The 19,198-nt window shown below is 36.3% G+C and carries 18 protein-coding genes; 11 read left to right on the forward strand and 7 right to left on the reverse strand.

Features of this window, described 5'->3' with window-relative positions; translation table 11 throughout:
* The first annotated feature begins 7 nt into the window (after positions 1 to 7).
* Positions 8 to 2,053 (forward strand): M16 family metallopeptidase, encoded by a 2,046-nt coding sequence (locus QWT87_RS14275; protein ID WP_302716691.1) that lies wholly within the window; start codon positions 8 to 10, stop codon positions 2,051 to 2,053.
* A 132-nt stretch (positions 2,054 to 2,185) separates the two neighbouring features.
* Positions 2,186 to 2,533: a preprotein translocase subunit SecG gene (gene secG / locus QWT87_RS14280; protein ID WP_302716693.1), complete on the forward strand. Its 348-nt coding sequence runs from the start codon at positions 2,186 to 2,188 to the stop codon at positions 2,531 to 2,533.
* Between the two features lie 77 nt (positions 2,534 to 2,610).
* On the opposite strand, the gene QWT87_RS14285 is transcribed toward secG, so the two are convergent.
* The 5 genes from QWT87_RS14285 to recR are packed head-to-tail and all read right to left on the reverse strand — an operon-like array spanning position 2,611 to position 7,388.
* Positions 2,611 to 3,642: a CgeB family protein gene (locus QWT87_RS14285; protein ID WP_302716694.1), complete on the reverse strand. Its 1,032-nt coding sequence runs from the start codon at positions 3,640 to 3,642 to the stop codon at positions 2,611 to 2,613.
* The gene (locus tag QWT87_RS14290; RefSeq protein WP_076395747.1) at positions 3,639 to 4,769 is read right to left on the reverse strand and encodes an NAD-dependent epimerase/dehydratase family protein; all 1,131 of its coding nucleotides are present in this window, start codon (positions 4,767 to 4,769) and stop codon (positions 3,639 to 3,641) included. The genes QWT87_RS14285 and QWT87_RS14290 overlap by 4 nt, the downstream gene beginning before the upstream one ends.
* 18 nt (positions 4,770 to 4,787) lie before the next feature.
* Positions 4,788 to 5,597 (reverse strand): glycosyltransferase family 2 protein, encoded by an 810-nt coding sequence (locus tag QWT87_RS14295; RefSeq protein ID WP_302716696.1) that lies wholly within the window; start codon positions 5,595 to 5,597, stop codon positions 4,788 to 4,790.
* On the reverse strand, positions 5,598 to 6,752 hold the full coding sequence (locus tag QWT87_RS14300; protein WP_302716698.1) for a hypothetical protein: 1,155 nt from the start codon (positions 6,750 to 6,752) through the stop codon (positions 5,598 to 5,600).
* Between the two features lie 21 nt (positions 6,753 to 6,773).
* Positions 6,774 to 7,388: a recombination mediator RecR gene (gene recR, locus QWT87_RS14305; RefSeq protein WP_214588747.1), complete on the reverse strand. Its 615-nt coding sequence runs from the start codon at positions 7,386 to 7,388 to the stop codon at positions 6,774 to 6,776.
* A 178-nt stretch (positions 7,389 to 7,566) separates the two neighbouring features.
* On the opposite strand from recR, the gene QWT87_RS14310 reads away from it, so the two are divergent.
* The 7 genes from QWT87_RS14310 (at position 7,567) to QWT87_RS14340 (ending at position 14,206) form a co-directional block, all read left to right on the forward strand.
* Positions 7,567 to 8,172 carry an LURP-one-related/scramblase family protein gene (locus tag QWT87_RS14310; protein WP_076395739.1) on the forward strand — a complete coding sequence of 202 codons (606 nt, stop codon included), beginning with the start codon at positions 7,567 to 7,569 and terminating at the stop codon, positions 8,170 to 8,172.
* Between the two features lie 580 nt (positions 8,173 to 8,752).
* Positions 8,753 to 9,244: a hypothetical protein gene (locus QWT87_RS14315; protein ID WP_302716702.1), complete on the forward strand. Its 492-nt coding sequence runs from the start codon at positions 8,753 to 8,755 to the stop codon at positions 9,242 to 9,244.
* 83 nt (positions 9,245 to 9,327) lie between these two features.
* Positions 9,328 to 10,773, forward strand: coding sequence for an aminoacyl-histidine dipeptidase (locus QWT87_RS14320; protein ID WP_302716703.1), 1,446 nt, complete (start codon positions 9,328 to 9,330; stop codon positions 10,771 to 10,773).
* A 116-nt stretch (positions 10,774 to 10,889) separates the two neighbouring features.
* On the forward strand, positions 10,890 to 11,123 hold the full coding sequence (locus QWT87_RS14325) for a hypothetical protein (protein WP_076395731.1): 234 nt from the start codon (positions 10,890 to 10,892) through the stop codon (positions 11,121 to 11,123).
* Positions 11,107 to 11,406 carry a type II toxin-antitoxin system RelE/ParE family toxin gene (locus QWT87_RS14330; protein WP_214588742.1) on the forward strand — a complete coding sequence of 100 codons (300 nt, stop codon included), beginning with the start codon at positions 11,107 to 11,109 and terminating at the stop codon, positions 11,404 to 11,406. Before QWT87_RS14325 ends, QWT87_RS14330 begins: the two co-directional genes overlap by 17 nt.
* A 23-nt stretch (positions 11,407 to 11,429) precedes the next feature.
* The gene (locus QWT87_RS14335) at positions 11,430 to 12,011 is read left to right on the forward strand and encodes an LOG family protein (RefSeq protein WP_302716705.1); all 582 of its coding nucleotides are present in this window, start codon (positions 11,430 to 11,432) and stop codon (positions 12,009 to 12,011) included.
* Between the two features lie 44 nt (positions 12,012 to 12,055).
* Complete coding sequence (locus tag QWT87_RS14340; protein ID WP_302716707.1) at positions 12,056 to 14,206, forward strand: prolyl oligopeptidase family serine peptidase; 2,151 nt, start codon at positions 12,056 to 12,058, stop codon at positions 14,204 to 14,206.
* Between the two features lie 65 nt (positions 14,207 to 14,271).
* Here the strand turns inward: QWT87_RS14340 and QWT87_RS14345 are convergent, their stop codons facing one another.
* Positions 14,272 to 14,601 carry a 2Fe-2S iron-sulfur cluster-binding family protein gene (locus QWT87_RS14345; protein ID WP_087707626.1) on the reverse strand — a complete coding sequence of 110 codons (330 nt, stop codon included), beginning with the start codon at positions 14,599 to 14,601 and terminating at the stop codon, positions 14,272 to 14,274.
* Positions 14,602 to 14,663: 62 nt separating this feature from the next.
* Complete coding sequence (locus QWT87_RS14350) at positions 14,664 to 15,719, reverse strand: NAD(P)/FAD-dependent oxidoreductase (RefSeq protein WP_302716710.1); 1,056 nt, start codon at positions 15,717 to 15,719, stop codon at positions 14,664 to 14,666.
* A gap of 156 nt (positions 15,720 to 15,875) precedes the next feature.
* On the opposite strand from QWT87_RS14350, the gene QWT87_RS14355 reads away from it, so the two are divergent.
* A complete protein-coding gene (locus tag QWT87_RS14355; protein ID WP_302716712.1) occupies positions 15,876 to 16,646 on the forward strand; it encodes a DUF3108 domain-containing protein in 771 nt (256 codons plus the stop codon).
* Positions 16,647 to 16,762: 116 nt separating this feature from the next.
* On the forward strand, positions 16,763 to 19,186 hold the full coding sequence (locus tag QWT87_RS14360) for a DUF5916 domain-containing protein (RefSeq protein ID WP_302716714.1): 2,424 nt from the start codon (positions 16,763 to 16,765) through the stop codon (positions 19,184 to 19,186).
* Positions 19,187 to 19,198 lie beyond the last annotated feature (12 nt).

Consider the following 19,198-nt stretch of genomic DNA (forward strand, 5'->3'; position numbering starts at 1 on the left):
TTTACAAATGAAAAAGCAATTAACATATATAGCTGCAGCATTTTTCTTCGCAGGAATGGTTTCAGCACAAAAGATAGATCTTAATGCCATGCCAAAACCGGGACCCACTCCGGCCATTAACATTGCAAAGCCAAAAACTTTCCAGCTAAGCAACGGACTTACGGTAATGGTGGTGGAAAACAATAAACTTCCGAGAGTAAGCGCAAGTCTTAGCATGGACAGAGCACCTTATTATGAAGGTAGTGTAGCAGGCGTAAGCGAAATCATGGCGGAACAGTTCGAAAACGGAACCACCAACATGAGCAAGGATGAATTCAACAAAAAGGTGGATTATCTTGGAGCGAACTTAAACTTTTCTTCTAACGGAGCTGCGGCAAATTCACTTTCAAAATATTTTCCTCAGGTTCTTAACCTGATGGCAGATGCGATCATCAATCCTAAATTTTCTGCTGAAGAGATCCAGAATTCTAAAGACAGAGCAATTGAAGGTTTAAAATCTGAAGAGAAAAATGCATCTTCAATTGCTTCAAAGGTTTCTAACGCTTTAATGTATGGTAAAAATACATCGAGAGGAGAATTTGAAACAGTAGAATCAATCAACAAAATCCAATTGGCAGATGTACAGAATACGTACAAAAAATATTACGCTCCGGACAATGCTTATCTGGTAATCGTTGGAGACGTAAAATTCGATCAGGTAAAACCAATGGTTGAAAAAGCATTCAGCGGATGGAAAAAAGCAAATACTCCGGTTTCTCCTTTAGAACCTGCTTCTAATGTTGCCAAAACGGAAATTAACGTAGTGGATGTTCCTTCTGCAGTACAGTCTGTGGTTTCTTTGAACAACCTGAACACGCTGAAAATGAAAGATCCAAACTACTTCCCTGCAACGATTGCCAATTACATTCTTGGTGGTGGCGGTGAAGCAAGACTTTTCATGAACCTTCGTGAGAAAAACGGTTTTACTTACGGTGCATACTCCAATCTTAGCGCAAGCAAATATTCTCCGCAGTTCTCGGCAAGTGCAAGTGTAAGAAATGAAGTTACGGATAAAGCGGTAAAGGAATTTATGAATGAACTTAACGCGATTTCTACCGTAAAGCCTGAAGAACTTGAAAATGCAAAAGCTAAACTGAAAGGTTCTTTCATCATGTCTCTGGAGCAGCCTGCAACCATTGCAAGATTTGCTTTAAACCAAAAAGTACAGAATCTTCCGGATGATTTTTACACCAATTATCTGAAATCTATTGATAAGGTAACGGCTGCCGATGTTTCTAATGCTGTAAAATCTACCATTCTTCCTAACCAGAGCAGAATTTTCATTGCCGGAAAAGCAGCAGATATTTCTGAAGGTCTGGAAAAATTAGGATATCCGGTAAAATATTTTGATAAAGAAGCCAATCCTGTGGCAAAACCAACAACACAGAAAGTGGATGCCGGAGTTACTGTTGCTTCTATTGCAGATAAATACATTAACGCTATCGGAGGAAAAGCAAACATCGATAAAGTTTCTTCTTACACGGTAAATGCTTCCATGTCTATGCAGGGACAGAATATCGATCTGAAAATGATGAAAGCGAAAGGAGGAAAAGAACTTACCACTGTTACAGGAATGGGACAGACTCTTCAGAAGCAGGTATTCGACGGAAAGACAGGATATTCTGAACAAATGGGTAAAAAAGTGGAAATGAAGCCTGAGCAAATTGCTGAAAAGCTTAAAAATACTGAACTTTTCCCGGAGCTTGGTTTTGCAAAATCTGCTGACTACAAGCTTGCAGGAATTGAAAAAATCGGTGGTGAAGATTCTTATGCTGTAAAAAATGGTGATAACACTTATTATTACAGTGTAAAAACAGGTCTTAAAACCGGAGAAACAAAAACAGTAAAAGCGATGGGACAAACCATGACTGTTCCTACAACATACTCAGATTACAAAGATGTTGCAGGCGTGAAAATGCCTTATACCATTACCGTAAGCCAAATGGGAATGGATATGACAATGAACGTAAAATCGTACGAAGTGAATCAGGCGAAAGATTCTGATTTTAAATAAAAACCTTCTGTTCTTACAGTAGAAACGGCAACAATTGTTGCCGTTTTTTATTTTTCTTAACATTTATAATATCTTTCTTTGTCATTCGGTAAAAAAAGATTAAATTTGCCCATTCAAAAAGATATCAAATTAATGGATTCTATATTTATACTATTGATGGTTCTTATTATGATCGCCAGTATTTTATTGGTTATCATCGTTATGGCTCAAAATCCTAAAGGAGGAGGTCTTTCCAGTACTTTCGGAGGAGCATCTTCTGCTCAGTTTGGAGTACAGAGAACCAACGACTTTATGGAGAAAGCAACATGGACTTTAGGAGGAACAATTATCGTTCTTATTCTTTTAAGCGTTGTAATTACAGGGAAGCCTTCGGCAACAGCTCCGGTTCAGGCGCCTGCAAAAAAAGAAGCTCCGGCTAAGCAGTCTTCTGCTCCTGCTTCAGCAACAACTCCGGTTCAGACTCCTGCACCAACGAAGTAAGTAAATTTTATTTTTACATATATAAAAAGCAACTCGATCGAGTTGCTTTTTTGTTTTTATGATAAACTGATTTAAGTTTAATTAGTTCTGAAAGAATTCCAGTAATCATTCTGATCTTCCCCAAAAAGGCAATCTATAAAAGAATCCAAAGACATCTTATATAAAATTTCCTGATTCATTTCTTTACAATCGGTTGCAAAAAATTCAGGATTGAGCTGAATATTTTCTCTGTCTACAATTAAAATATTATCAGGACAGTAAAAAGGATAATTTTTGATATCCGAATTGGTAGTAATTAATTTTCTTCCCGAAGCCAATACCTCAAAGGTTCTTATGGTTAAGCCATTCTGGAAAGGTTTATTAATATCCAGTACAGATTTTGTCTTTTTGTAAAAATCGATGATCTGATGGTGAGTCAGCTTATCAAAACTTACTTTTGTAATGTCAAACTGCTTCAGGTTTTTATCAATCATCTTTTTCAGTCGGAATGCGATTCTTCCCATTGCATAGTAATAAAAGTAAGATTTCAGATTCAGCCGATCTGCCATTACTCTGATCTTTTCTCCTACAATATACCGATCCGTATGAGCGCTTCCGATAAAAACAATGTCATATTCCGGTTTCTGAGAATACTGTTGTAAACTTTTATATTCATCCACATAAAACAAAGGTCTGAAACTTATGTTATATTTTACCGAATCATTGTATTCAAACGTAAACTTTTTGTCGAAATATTTAAGATTTTCAATCAGATTGGGATATTCCGTCAATGGATCAAAATTGTAGTAAATCATTTCCATTCCGGGATTATCATTCTTTATTTTTTCAAGAAAAAAAACAGGAATGGCTTCTCCTTTTATCAGGAAGAAATAATCGTATTTTTTGCCTTTAATTTCGTCAAGAATCCGGTTATAATAATTGTTTATTTTAAGATGGTAGAATCTTTTATTAAGACGGATAATGCCCTTCGAAAAATTGGAATTGGAAGGTCTTTCATCATAAAAATCCACTTCAGCGCCCAGTTCAGAAAGTCTTTTTGCTATGGCTCTTTCATATTTAAAAAAACTAACCGACAGAAAAAGTATTTTTTTACCCTTTAAAGCAATCATTTTAAAAGCCCTTTTACTTTCATTTCTTCCAAAGATTCTTTGAACTTTACATCCTGAATATTCTGTTGCAGAACCCAATGGGTAAACTTAGACATTCCTTCTTCAAAAGATATTTTCGGCTGAAAATTTAATTTTGATTTAATCTTACTGATGTCTGCAAAATTATGTCTGATGTCTCCTAAACGAAACTGCCCGGAAACATTAATTTCAAAATCTACGTTATAGAATTTTCTGAAATTTTCTGCAACGGTTGTTACTGCGGTAGAAACCCCTGTTCCCACGTTGAAAACTTCGCCGTTCGCCGCATCATTTTCAATACAACGAATTGTTGCTTCCACGGCATCATCCACATGAATGAAATCTCTGGATTCGTTACCGTCTTCAAAAACATTAATATCGTTTCCGTTAAGAATCTGGGACGAAAAAATAGATAAAATTCCTGTGTAAGGATTTAAAAGCGACTGTCCTTCTCCGTAAACATTCTGAAACCTCAGCGCAACCGGAGCAACTCCCATAGAAGAACAGGCAGTCATTACCATCTGTTCCTGTGTATATTTTGTAATTCCGTAGATGGAAGTCGGATGTATTTTAGACTCTTCGTCCGTTGGCAAAGCGCGAAGAATCTGCCCGTCGGGATAAATAATTTCAAAATTTCCTTTTCGCATCTCTTCCACGTTTCTGGGTCTTGGATAAATCAGTCCCAATTCGGGATGAAGATATTTTCCTTCTCCATAAACCGCTCTGGAAGAAGCAATAATCACTTTTTTTACCTGATGGGGTTTATTTACGAGGATATCCAGCATTTTTGCCGTTCCGGAAACATTCACATCCGTATATTTCTCGATTTGGTACATGGATTGTCCGGTACCGGTCTCTGCCGCAAAGTGTACAATAACATCCTGCCCTTCAATCGCTTTTTCCCAGTCTTCAAAATGAGCAACATCTCCTTTAATGAAATTTACATTCCCTAAAATATTTCTGTACAAAGGCGAATCCTCATCAGGATTTTCTCCGTGAATCTGAGAAGAAAGATTATCCAGAACCGTAACTTCATACCCCTTCTTCTTAAGTTCTAAAGACAACTTACTCCCAATAAATCCGGCTCCTCCTGTGATGAGTATTTTCATTTGATACTTGTGAAATGTTTATTTTGTTCTGTTTAAATTATAATAAAAAGTCCGAAGGAGCAAAAGTAAATATTTTGCTTTATAAAAAAGCTTAAATGTGGTATATTGAATAAAGTTTATTTCTTTTAAATCATACATTTCCTTCAGATTCTTTTTAAAACCTTTTGCCATTTCGGGAAGATTTGCAGACAAACCCGAAACCCCGAAACTTCTTTTTCCTTTGCCTACCAGAACCAGACTTTCATTCAGAATGTACATTTTATTTTTCAGGGAAACCTTCATCCAGTAGTTTACATCTTCCGCATACCGCTGTTCGGCATCAAAATAACCTGTGTTTTCCAGAACTTTTCTTCGGAACATTACCGTAGAAGGCTGTGCTTCGTTTCTTATCAGAAGTTTTCTGAAGGTAATTTCCGCAAGACCGTTTTTTATACGGTACGGAAAAAGGATTTTATTGTTATTTCTCGCCGTGGCAAGAAAATCTATTTTCAGATGACTATTTTCAAAATACTGGATCTGTTTTTCCGTTTTCTTGGAATCCCACTCGTCATCGGCATCCAACAAGGCAATATAGTCTCCTTTTGCGATTCTTAAACCTGTATTTCTTGCACTCGAAACCCCACCGTTTTTTTGATGTAATAAAGTTATATTAAGCTGAGAATGATCTTTAATGTAAGCTGTAACCTTAGAAGCACTCTCGTCTGTGGAACCGTCATTCACAATGATAATTTCAAATTTCTCCAGTGGAAAAGTCTGATTTTTCACAGAATCCAAAGCAGAAACAATGGATTGTGCAGCATTATACATCGGAATAATTACGGAAACCATCTATACTTTTATATTATTTTTAAAAATGCTCAAAATTAAAGCGCTCATTACAAACGGCATCGACATATTGAAAAAACTGATATCAAAATATGAATTAACGATCATATTTTCATAGCCATATTCTGCGAAAAACATCGCAAACGGAACAAAAACACAGATAAACAGTAAAACTCCTGACCAAAGCAGGGTTTCATAAAAAGATTTTACTTTAAATGAAAGTATACAGCCTACAACAATATAAGAAATACTTAATATCAAAGGTTGTTTTGCTCCCTGAATAGCAAAAGGATTATGCTTCAGAAAAACATCAAAATCTGGTGCGTTTTGAAAGAAAATATAACAGACCGCAATCACTGTAACTAAAAAAACAGCCGTAAAGCGCAGTTTTTCTTTTATTGAAAAATCAACAAATTTTTTAAACAATAAAACTGTCAGCGGAATAACTGCTGAAAGTCTCGTGAGTAAAATTAAAGCGGATAAAAACGATACAACCGCAGAATTTATCTTTTTCTCTTTGATGAATTTTTCCCAAATTAAATAAACCGATCCTACAATGATAATAAAATTGGAAAACAAATCACTTTTAACATATATTTCCCAGAAATAACTTGGCGAAAGGAAAAGCAATACCAATACAGCCAGTCTCTGCCTGTAATCAGGAAAAATTTTAAAAATTAAATAAGCAAAAAGCAGGAAAGAAAAAGACTGCAGATAACCTACACTTCCGAAAAGCAGGTAAAAAGGCATCCCAAACACAATAAGAACCGGCAGATTGGAAGATTCTCTTCCCATATGATCCGGAATATGGTAAGGATACTGCCCATTGAAAACAGCCTTTATCCCGACTTCCATTGCCGACCAGCGATCAACATTCAGCGTATTTCCATCTACTTTATAATTCAGGTACACGCTAAACAGAAAGAAGAAAAATATTCCCAGGAAAAAAGCCGTTTTATAAAAAAATTCTTTGAAATGTAATTTTAGATAAAAGAAACCCAATCCAAAAAATATAATAAGATATCCTGCCAAAATCGGGATGTTATACTGTTCTCCGTATTTAATGATAAAAAGAGAATTTACAGCAAGATAAATACAGGCTAAACTGTAAGTCTTTAATTTTTCTGATATGGGATTATTTGAATAAGCAGTTTCCATGAAGTATTTTTCTTTTAATTTTTAAGAATTTCCTTCATTATAAGGCAGCCTGTTCATAATCGATCTTCCAAGAGAAATTTCATCTGCGTATTCCAGCTCATCTCCTACAGAAATTCCCCTCGCAATGCTGGAAAAATTCACATTAAAATTTTTAAACTTTTTATAAATATAATATGCCGTAGTATCCCCTTCCATGGTTGCGCTTAACGCAAAAATAAACTCCTTCACCTTTCCGTCATTCAGTTTTTTTTCGATGCTCGGAATGTTTAGCTGATTGGGTCCTACTCCTTCCATCGGAGAAATTTTACCTCCCAGAATTAGATATTTCCCTGTATATTTTCCTGTATTTTCAATAGCAATTACATCGCGTACATCTTCCACAATACAGATGACCTCATCATTTCGTTTCTCGTTGCTGCAAATCTCACAAATCTCAAAATCCGAAAAATTATGACATTCTTTACAGTATTTTATTTCGTTCACGAGATTAATGAGGGAATTTCCAAGACTTGTTGCTCTGGAATTGGGCTGCTTCAATAAATGTAATGCCAAACGCAAAGCCGTTTTTCTTCCGATACCGGGTAATCCGGCAATTTCATCCACTGCTTTCGCTAAAACTTTACTCGGGTAATCCATAGAACAAAAATAATGATAATTGTTGACAGTTTACTACCTGTTGTTTTTATGTTAAGAGCCTAAAAATAAATTTTAATTCTTTTTAATAATCCTCCATTTTCAGAGTTCCGTTTTCTAAGCTCAGATTAAAAACCTTATATTTGATCATCCAAATATTAACTTAAAAAAATAAAACTCAATGGTTCTTAACAATTTAAACTATCCACTGGATTTTAAATTTAAAATTTCAACACTGGCAAGTGATTTCAATATTACAGACAAAAACGGAAATTACGTCGCTTATGTGCGTCAGAAAATGTTCAAACTGAAAGAAGACGTTATCATTTTTAATGATGAAAGCAAGTCTAAAGAACTTTTCAGAATCAAAGCCGATCGATGGCTTGATTTTAATGCCTCTTATTCTTTAACTGAAATAGCGACAGGAAGAAGCTTTGGAAGACTTGCGAGAAAAGGGATGCGTTCTTTCTGGAAATCGACTTACAACGTTCTGGACAGTAACGATAAAGAGAGATTTACCATCACAGAAGACAACGCATGGACAAAGTTTCTGGACGGAATGGTGAGCGAAATCCCTGTGATCGGAATGTTTACCGGATATTTCTTAAATCCTTCCTACACCGTAGCCGGAATAGATGGAAAAGCTTATTTTAAACTGAAAAAAATGCCGTCTTTCTTCGGAAGAAGATTTCAATTGGACAGACTGGTTGATATAGATGACGAAGAAGAAAGCCTGGTCATTCTTTCATTGCTTATGATGACGCTGCTTGAAAGAGCGAGAGGATAGCCTAAGAATTTCCACAGTTTTCAATCTATTAAAATATCTTTTGATTTAGATGATACCATTATTTCCAACAATAGATTTCCTTTAGAAAAAGAGACTTTTTGGGCTAAAATTACCGGATGCGAAAGGATTCGATCCGGAACAGTTGCATTGTTTAAAGCATTAAGAAACAGAAAACATACAATTTATATTTATACGACTTCTTACAGGAGTACCTTAAAAATTAAGCTGATGTTTCTATCTTACAGTATTCCGGTTGATTTTATCATCAATCAGCAAATGCATGACAGAAGAGTGATACGAAAAGGCAAAAATGTCTCTAATTTCCTCCGGAATTTGGCATTGATATTCATATTGATGATTCTGCAGGAGTTGAAATGGAAGGAAAAAAATTCGGATTTAAAACCATCATCATTTCACCGGATGAAGGAGACTGGAGCAATATCATTCTGAAAAAAATTGATGAATTCAGAATGAGATATGAATGATTTTAAACAGTCAAACTTTATCAGAAAAATCAATAAATTAAATTTTTCATACCTTTAAGTTTCGAAATTTTTTAGGTTAAATTAAATAATACACGATGAAATATGTAATCATTTTCTTTTCGGCTTTCCTTCTGGTTGCCTGCAAAAAGGATAAAGAAACAGTTTCCGATCCGGCAAAAAAAGATTCTGTAACGGTAGTTCAGGATTCTGTAAAAACAGATGCCCAGAAAACAGGCATTGTTGTTGATCCATTTCCTTTTCCAAAAGAAATTAAGGAATGCTCATGCTATTTTGCAAAAAGCAAGTCGGATTTTGAAAACGAAAAATACATTTATGCAGATGATGCCGGAAAAACAGCCTACATGAAGCTGGACGGAAAAAGACTTGCCATGAATCTGATCTCTTCAAGCGATATGGAAGTAGACGAAGAACTGAGCAAAGAAATTGAAAGCGACGACTACAAAATCTCGGTAAAAGGTAAAAAAATAAAAGGTGAAGAAGCTTTACTTTTTGAAGGTACACTTACGATTGAAAAACCAGACGGAACGGTTGTTACCCTACCTGTTTACGGAGAATGCGGATGCTAAAAATCTGCATGAAACGATAAAAAGAATGCTTCTGAATGATCGGGAGCATTTTTTATTTCGTAATTTTGATAAAAATAAATTTCATGGAGCTATCTAATATAGAACCGCAGATTATCTGGAAAAATTTCTCCAAATTAAATGCGGTTCCGAGACCCTCAAAAAAAGAAGAAAAAGTAATTGCGTTCATCAGAGAATTTGGTGAAAACTTAGGATTGGAAACTACTGTTGATGAAGTAGGAAATGTAATCATCAAAAAACCGGCAACTGCAGGAATGGAAAACCGCAAATCTGTGGTTTTGCAATCGCATCTGGATATGGTTTGCCAAAAAAACAATGATGTAAATTTTGATTTTGAAACAGAAGGAATCAAAATGGAAATCGATGGAGACTGGGTAAAAGCAAAAGGAACCACTCTGGGAGCCGACAATGGTTTAGGAGTAGCGACAATCATGTCTATTCTGGAAAGTTCAGATATTCCGCACCCTGCTTTGGAGGCACTTTTCACCATTGATGAAGAAACAGGAATGACAGGAGCTTTAGGTCTTAAACCGGGACAGTTAACGGGAGATATCCTTCTGAATCTTGATACCGAAGAAGACGATGAAATTGATATCGGCTGCGCCGGAGGAATTGATGTAACGATCTCCCAAAACTACGAAACTGAAGCGGCAAACGGACAAATCGTGAGATTTGAAGTAAAAGGTTTACAAGGAGGGCATTCCGGAATGGATATTCACAAAGGCTTCGGAAATGCAAATGTTATTTTGGGAAGACTTCTTTATAAGGCTTTGGAAAAAGAAAACATTCAGTTGATTTCTATTGACGGAGGTGGATTGAGAAACGCAATCCCGAGAGAAGCCGTTGCTGTTGCTTCCGTAAGAAATGCTCAGGAATTTATCGAAGAAGTGACGAACGGACTTAAAAAAGAAATTTTAGACGAGTTTGCAAGCATTGAAGCCGGTCTTCAGATCAATATCGAAAACACGACAACTTCAGAGAAAGCGATTTCGGAAGCAGATTCCAGAAAGATTATTTTAACGTTGAAATCTCTTCATAACGGAGTGTACAGAATGAGTCCGGATGTAAAAGATCTGGTAGAATCTTCCAATAACGTCGCAAGAGTTGAATTAAAACACGGTGCATTAAAAATTTTAAACCTTTCCAGATCATCTGTAGAATCATCTAAAGATTCGGTGGCTGAACAGTTAAAATCGGTTGCTGAACTTGCCGGAATGAATACCGTTTTCAGCGGTTCTTATCCGGGATGGAAACCAAAACCGGGTTCTGAAATCGTTCAATTGATGGAAAAAATCTACGTGGAGAAATTCAGTGAAAAGCCTCACGTGGTAGCCTGTCACGCAGGTCTGGAATGCGGAATCATCGGAGCCAATTATCCTGAAATGGAAATGGTAAGTTTCGGACCCACCATTCGCGGAGCGCACTCTCCGGATGAAAAAGCAAATATTCCTTCCGCACAGAAATTCTGGAGTTTCCTGAAAGATATTTTAGCCAACATTCCTCAGAAATAAAATTGTAAAATTGCTATATTGAATATCCAAAGTCTTTTTGATTTTGGATATTTTTTGTTCCTAATCTTTCTCAATTGTTATCAAAAAGTTATACATTTGAATAAACAATCCAAAGTATGAACACACAGACACTCAATGAAAAACTTGAATTAATTCAATGGCTGTCAACATTGGAGGATGCTTCTGTTATCAAAAAACTGATTCAATTCAGGAAAGAGGAGACTAAAGACTGGTGGAGTTTAATTTCGGAAGAAGAAAAAGAATCAATTGAAAAAGGAATTTCTGAAGCGGATAATAATGAACTAAAATCTCATTCTGAAGCCAGAAAGTTATATGGAAAATGGTTATAATATTCTCTGGACCCCAAATGCTTTAGAGGAATTAGAACAGACAATAGAATATCTTCAACTTCATTTTACGGATAAAGAAATTAAAAAGCTTGTTCAAAAAATTGAAAGTTTAATTGAAATTATATCTCAAAATCCTTTCATATTTCCCATATCCGAAAGCAAAAACATTCACAAACTGGTTATTCTGGAATTTAACACCATGTATTACCGCGTAAACAATGGTAGCGTGGAAATTTTATCATTCTTTTCAAACAGACAGTCCCCTCAAAAAAGAAAAATTTAATTCAGTTTTTTTAATTGTTAATCATGAAAAGCATCACCGTATTCTGCGGATCCAGCTTCGGTTCTGCATCTATTTACAAAGAACAAGCAGCTTTGCTTGGTGAAACTCTGGCAAAACAAAAAATTCAGCTTATTTACGGCGGCGCAGATGTTGGTTTAATGGGCGCTGTTGCAGACGGAGCACTGAATGAAGGCGGAAAAGTAACCGGCGTCCTTCCCCGCTTTTTACAGTCCAAAGAAATTGCCCACAAACAATTGACAGAATTAATTCTGGTGGAAACCATGCATGAGCGAAAAACCAAAATGAATGAACTTTGCAACGGCGTTATTGTTCTTCCCGGAGGTTACGGAACAATGGAAGAATTTTTTGAAATGATAACCTGGGCGCAACTGGGACTTCATAAAAAACCGATTGGAATTTTAAACATCAACGGATTTTATGACGATCTGATCAGGCTTGTGGAAACAATGGTGGAAAAAGGATTTTTAAAGCAGATTAACCGTGAGATGCTTTTAATCTGTGAAAATATTGAAGAATTACTGGAAATGATGAAAAATTATCAGGCTCCGAATGTTGGAAAATGGATTTCGAGGGAGGAAGTTTAGTATATTTACATTACAGACTTTTAATTGTCAAAAAAAATATAGCCATGAAAAATATATTTCTTTCAGCAGGATTATTTTTAAGTCAAATAATATCCGCACAGTACACTTATCCTGCAACTCCTGAAAAAGCGGTGGTGGATGATTATTTTGGTACAAAAATCACAGATCATTACAGATGGCTGGAAGACATCAAAAATCCGGAAGTAAAAAAATGGTTCAAATCTCAGTCTGATTTCAGCCATACCGTGATTGATAAAATTCCGCACCGTGAAGATCTTTACAGACGCATGAAAGAAGTACAGGAAATGAACGGTGATTCTTTCGACGTCATCTATCAAAGAGGAAACACCTATTTCTACACAAAGACTAAAAAAAGCGAAAACCTTTCTAAGCTTTATTCAAGAGATCTTGCAACAGGAAAAGAATCGCTGATTTTTGATCCTGAAATGCTTGGCAAAAATACACAAATCACCAATTTTGTACTTGACTCGAAAGCGGGGAAAATTGCCATTTTACTGTCAAAAGCAGGTGGGGAAATATGCGATTTAAGAATTTTTGATCTTGCCACCAAGAAATTTTTAAAGGATGAAATCGGTCCTATCTGGAGTGAATTTGCTTTTGAATTTACTCCCGACGATAAGGCTCTTCTTTATACAAAAATGAGTACCGCAGATCCAAGCAGCAATATGCTTCTAAAAGATATGAAAGCGATGCTTCATGTGATTGGAACCGACACAAAAGCTGACAAGGTATTAGCATCCAGAGAAGATTATCCGGAACTGAATGCTTTAACAGAGCAATTTCCCTCAATTTATTTTACCGATGACTATAAAAATATTGTTTTAAGATTAAGTTCTGTAAAATCTGAAAGTCCGATTTTTGTTGCACCTTTTTCTGAATTAAAAAATAAAAAAATAAACTGGAGACAAATCGTAAAACCATCAGACGATATTACTGATGTATTTATTTCCGGCGACAAATTATTTCTGCTGACTCATAAAGATGCACCTAATTATAAAATCACTCTCACAAGCTTATCAAATCCTGATCCTGATAAAGCCACCACAGTAGTTGCGGAAAACAAGGATAAAGTAATCATAAGTATTCATAATTCTAAAAACTATCTTTATTATTCATTAGGAGACGGTATTGTAAGAGATAAATATCAGGTCAATATCAATACGCTTGCCGGAAAAAAAATTGATTTCCCAACCGGGGTTAACAGTTCATTATCTCTCGACCAAAGAGAAAATGACAACATATTCTGTAACAACGTTAACTGGCTGACTCCATTAACGACCTACGAATATAACCCTGAAAAAGGAGATATTGTAAAAAGTAAATACCTTAATTCAGAAACAAAATATCCGGATTACAGCACACTTTACAACGTAAAAGAGGTGGAAGTAAAAAGCCACGACGGCGTTATGGTTCCGCTATCTGTTATTTATCCTAAAAATATAAAAATGGATGGCAGTAATCCTGCTTATATTACAGGTTATGGCGGTTATGGATTTTCATATGAGCCCCGTTTCTCAACAAGACTTTCCGTACTTTTGGAACAGGGTGTCGTATTGGCAATAGCCCACGTAAGAGGAGGAGGTGAAAAAGGTGAAAACTGGCATAAAGACGGTATGAAAGCAAAAAAACCGAATACATGGAAAGATTTTATTGCATGTTCGGAATACCTGATCTCCCAAAAATATACTTCATCTTCAAAACTCATAGGAAATGGCGTAAGTATGGGCGGAGTACTCATTGGAAGAGCCATAACGGAAAGACCTGATCTGTATGCTGTAGCTATAGCAGAAGTGGGAATGACCAATGCCTTACGTTCTGAGATTACCCCTAATGGTCCCAATCAGATTCCGGAAATAGGAACTTTAAAAAATGAAGAAGATACCAAAAACCTTCTTGAAATGGATGCTCAAAGTAAAGTAAAAGCGGGAGTAAAGTATCCCGCTGTAATCATCCGCACCGGAATGAACGACTCCAGAGTTGAACCTTGGGAACCCGGAAAATTTGCAGCCATACTGCAAAAAGATTCCGCCTCAAAAAAACCTGTTTTGCTATATGTAAACTATGAAAACGGACATTTCACAAGTGATTTCGATGTTATTTTTAAAGAATACGCTGATATTTATTCGTTTTCTTTGTGGCAGGTGGGACATCCAAAATTTCAGCCTGTAAAATAATAGAAACAAAACCTCCCGAAGATTTTCTTCGGGAGGCTTCTATTTTATGGTAAGTTAAAATCTTTCTAAGGATAAGGAGCAATCTCTACTTCCAGACCTTCCATTTCTGGAACGATATGCAGTTGGCAGCCCAGTCTGCTGTTCTCCTGTACATGGAATGCTTCCCCCAACATGGCATCTTCTTCTGCGCCCATTTCGTCCAGTCCCGGATCGTTGGTCACGTAAACCTGACATGAAGCACACATTGCCATTCCTCCGCAAACTCCGATGGTTCCTTCTTCCGCCAGTTCATAAGAACGGATGATTTCCATCAGATTCATAGACATATCCGTTGGTGCAACAACATCGTGCGTAACGCCTTCCCTATCGGTAATTTTTATATTAATATCGCTCATCTTTTGTTGATCGTTAATAGTTGATTGTTATGGTAATTGATATTCAACAACAGACAACAAAATTAGTCAATTTTTTTAACAACAGCTTTTTCTGCTTCTTTTCTGCTTCCGTCGAAACCATCTACTCCGCTTACCGTTGTATATTTCAGAACGAATTTTTTACCCGGATTCAGTCTGTTGTAAACACTCTGACACATTAAAGTTGCTTCATGGAACCCGCAAAGAATCAGCTTTAATTTTCCCGGATAAGTATTGATGTCTCCGATCGCATAAATTCCGTCGATGTTTGTCTGATAATCAAGTGCATTGTTTACAACGATCGCATTTTTCTCGATATTCAGTCCCCAGTTTCCGATTTCTCCCAATTTTGGTGTTAAACCGAATAACGGAATAAAATAATCTGTTTCAATATCGTAAGGATCCTGTCCGTCAACAGCAACCGTAATCGCTTCTACTTTTCCGTCACCTTTAATGGCTGTAACTTCTGCAGGAGTTATTAATTTAATTTTACCCTGATTTTTAAGATCCTGAACTTTTTCTACAGAATCCAGAGCACCACGGAATTCGTTTCTTCTGTGGATCAACGTAACTTCACACGCTACATTAGATAAGAAAATACTCCAGTCCAGTGCAGAGTCTCCTCCTCCGGCAATTACTACTTTTTTATTTCTGAAATGTTCAGGCTCCTTTACAAAATATTCAAGACCTTTTTCTTCGTAATCGGCTACATTTTCAATCGTAGGTTTTCTCGGCTCGAAAGTTCCCAAACCTCCTGCAATAGCAATCGCTTTCGCTCTGTGAACCGTTCCTTTGTTCGTAACTACCTCAAACCATTCATCATCTACTTTTGTATAAGAAACTGCTGTTTCTCCCAAAGTGAATCCCGGCTGAAACTGCTTGATCTGCTCCATCAAATTATCCACAAGCTCTCCCGCATTTACAGAAGGATATCCCGGAATATCGAAAATAGGCTTTTTAGGATAAAGCTCAGCCAACTGTCCTCCCGGTTGAGGAAGTGCATCAATAATATGGCACTTCATTTTTAATAAACCTGCTTCAAATACAGCAAAAAGTCCTGTAGGACCGGCTCCTATGATCAATATATCCGTCGTTATCATAATTATAAGATAATTTAATTATACTTGTGATCGCAAATTTACTAATTTTAATGCGAAGCATATTTAATTCAGTCTAAATAAAAAACTGAGATTTGTCAAATATATTTCATATTTTAAAGTTATTGAATTTGGCAATGTTTTTGTAAAATTTAAATTATGAAGAAATTTTTAAGTATTATTTCGATATTTATATTCATTCTGGGATTTGGACAGATTAATAATATTGCAGACGGAGAGTCTATTACGCTGAGAATCCATTACGGATTTCTGAATGCGGGTACCGCTAATCTTACGGCACAGAAAACCACCTTCAAAGGAGCTCCGCATCTTCATGTAAGAGGAACGGGACAGACAACTGGAGCAGTAAGAGCGTTTTTTAAGGTAGAAGATTTTTATGAAAGCTACATCAATATGCAGACTGAACTTCCGAGCTTTTATGTAAGAAACGTGCGGGAAGGAAGCTACAGACAGCATCTGGAAACAACCTTCAACCACGACAACAATACATTGGTTTTAACGGACAAGAAAACGCCGGCAAACGGATCGAAAGTAATAAAATCTGTAAAAGGAGTTCAGGATATGCTTTCCTGCTTCTACTATTTAAGAAGTAAAACTGCCGCTGAACTGAAAACCGGAACAGTAATCAACATGAATGTATGGATTGATGATGAAATGTTTCCTTTTCAGCTAAAAGTAGTGGGAACTGAAAATCTGGATACCAAATTCGGGACAATTAATTGTTTAAAAATTATTCCGTCTGTGAAGAGCGGAAGGGTTTTTAAAGAGAAAGAAGGAGTAACGATGTGGGTTTCCAACGACGCCAATCATATTCCTATTTTATTGAAAGCTGAATTGGCAGTCGGATCATTAAAAGCAAGTATCGACGGATATAAAAATGTAAAATATCCTTTAAAGTTTACAAAATAAATTCTTTGTAAATCATTAGAAATAAGGTGTCTGCAAATTTTGCAGACATTTTTTTGTTTGTGATGTAATAGATTTCAGATTTCGATTGTCTTCTTTAAAACATTAAGAACTGAACTATGAAAACTCAGATCCTGGCAATTTGCCTTACTTTATCTTCCCTACTTACCTATTCTCAGAAAAAGGAAGATGCGCAGATTGTCAGAAAAAACATCGTCATCACAAAAACCTCATCATCTCCCAAAATAGACGGAATTCTGGATGATGCAGAATGGCGGAATGCTCCTGTTGCTACCGGTTTTATAGAAAGACAGCCCAACAACGGAAAACTTCAGGCAGATTCTATCAGAACGGAAGTCAGAATTTTATATGATGATACAGGAATTTATTTCGGAGCCCAGATGTACGATCCTACTCCTCATAAAATTGCCAAAGAACTCACAGAAAGAGACGGCGTAGGAAATGATGATTTCTTCGGAGTTACTTTAAACGGGTACAACGACAAACAGCAGAGTCTGGAATTTATGGTAACCGCAGCCGGCGTTCAGTTTGATGCAAAAATTACAACGGACGGAGAAGATGATACATGGAATTCTATCTGGTACAGCGGGGCAAAAATCAATGAAAAAGGATGGGCGGTAGAAATGAAAATCCCTTATTCTGAACTGAGATTTCCAAAAAGTAACGTTCAGGAATGGGGAATGAATATGTTCCGCAGGATTCAGCGTACAAAAACTACTTATGACTGGAATTTTGTGGATAATGCAAAAAATTCTTACACTTTATTCGATGGTGTTTTAAAAGGAATTGAAAACATCAATCCTCCGACACGATTGTCTTTTACACCTTATTTTTCTACCTATGTAAACAGTTTCGACGGAAAAACAACCGCCAATATCAACGGCGGAATGGACGTAAAATACGGTATTAATGATGCTTTTACCTTCGATATGACTTTGATTCCTGATTTCGGGCAGGCAAATTTTGATAATTCGATTTTAAATTTAACCCCGTTTGAACAGCAGTTTTCCGAGCAGAGAACATTCTTCACAGAAGGAACCGAATTATTCAGTAAAGGCGGAATGTTTTATTCAAGAAGAGTCGGCGGAGAACCTTCGAGATATCCTGCAACCAATGACAATGAAGAGGTAACAGAATATCCTTCAAAGGTAAAATTATTCAATGCTTTTAAAATTTCGGGAAGAACAAAAAAAGGATTGGGAATAGGTTTTTTTAACGGAATAACGCAAAAAATGGAAGCTACGATTTTAAACCATGAAACCGGAGAAGTGAGAAGAGAGGTGGTAGAACCGTGGACGAATTACAATGTTCTGGTTTTTGACCAGCGATTTAACGGGAATTCTTCTATCTCTTTGGTAAATACTAATGTTACCCGAAACGGAGATTTCCGCGATGCCAATGCAACGGGAATTCTCTGGGATATCAACAACAAAAAAAATACTTACAATACTTTCGGAAGTTTAAAAGGAAGCTGGGTGATGGATAGTGAAACGAAATTCGGGACTAAAGGTGAGCTTGGCTTTGCAAAAATTTCAGGGAAAAACCGTTTTAATATCAACGGAAATGTCACTACAAAAGACTGGGACATCAACGATGTAGGATTTTCGACAAGAACGAATTTCGGAAATTACAACGCATGGTATGGTTACAGAATTTTGCAGCCTACGAAAACGTTCAACAATATGTATCTGAATTTCAACCTGAATTATTTCCACAGATTGGAACCTTTTATTTTTCAGAATCTGATTTTTAATAACAATAACAGTTTTACCGATAAAAATTTCAGGGTTTTCGGAGGAGGAATAGAATTTACCCCTTTTACCCAGAATGATATTTACGAACCCAGAACTTTTGGGAGACATCTGAAAGTTCCCAAATACTTCGATTCATGGATATGGTTTGAAAGCGACAGCAGAAAAAAGTTACAGCTTAATTTCAGTTTCGATTATTATGCGTACGATGAAAAAGGAAGAAATCAGGTTCTTACCAATTTCGGACTTCGTTACCGTTTTTCAGACAAATTTAATGTAAACTGGAGCTTTAATCCGAGCTTCAGCAATAATGAAACAGGTTTTGCAGGGAAAAACGGCTCTGATATTTTCATCGGAAGAAGACAGCGAAATACCTACGAAAATGCACTGACTTCAAAGTATACTTTTAATGAAAAAATGGCTCTTACATTAACTTTCAGACATTATTTTTCGGATGTTACCTACAAACAATTTTACACGCTGAATCAGGACGGAAGTCTTGCAGAAACGAATGCTTTTGACAAAAACCTGAACGGAACCTATAATGCATGGAATGTGGATTTAAGATTTTCGTGGTGGTTTGCTCCGGGAAGCCAGCTTACTTTATTATACAGAAACGCAACTTCCAATTATCTTGAATTTTCGAGGCTGAATGTGAAGAAAAACTATGATATGCTTTTCAGCGAACCTACTGTAAATAATATTTCTCTAAAGTTAACATACTTTCTGGATTATAACAGGATAAAAAACTGGACGAAGAAGAAAGGTTAATCGTTGATTTAC

It is taken from the genome of Chryseobacterium urinae (genome assembly GCF_030518295.1).
In the GTDB taxonomy this organism is placed as follows: domain Bacteria; phylum Bacteroidota; class Bacteroidia; order Flavobacteriales; family Weeksellaceae; genus Chryseobacterium; species Chryseobacterium mucoviscidosis.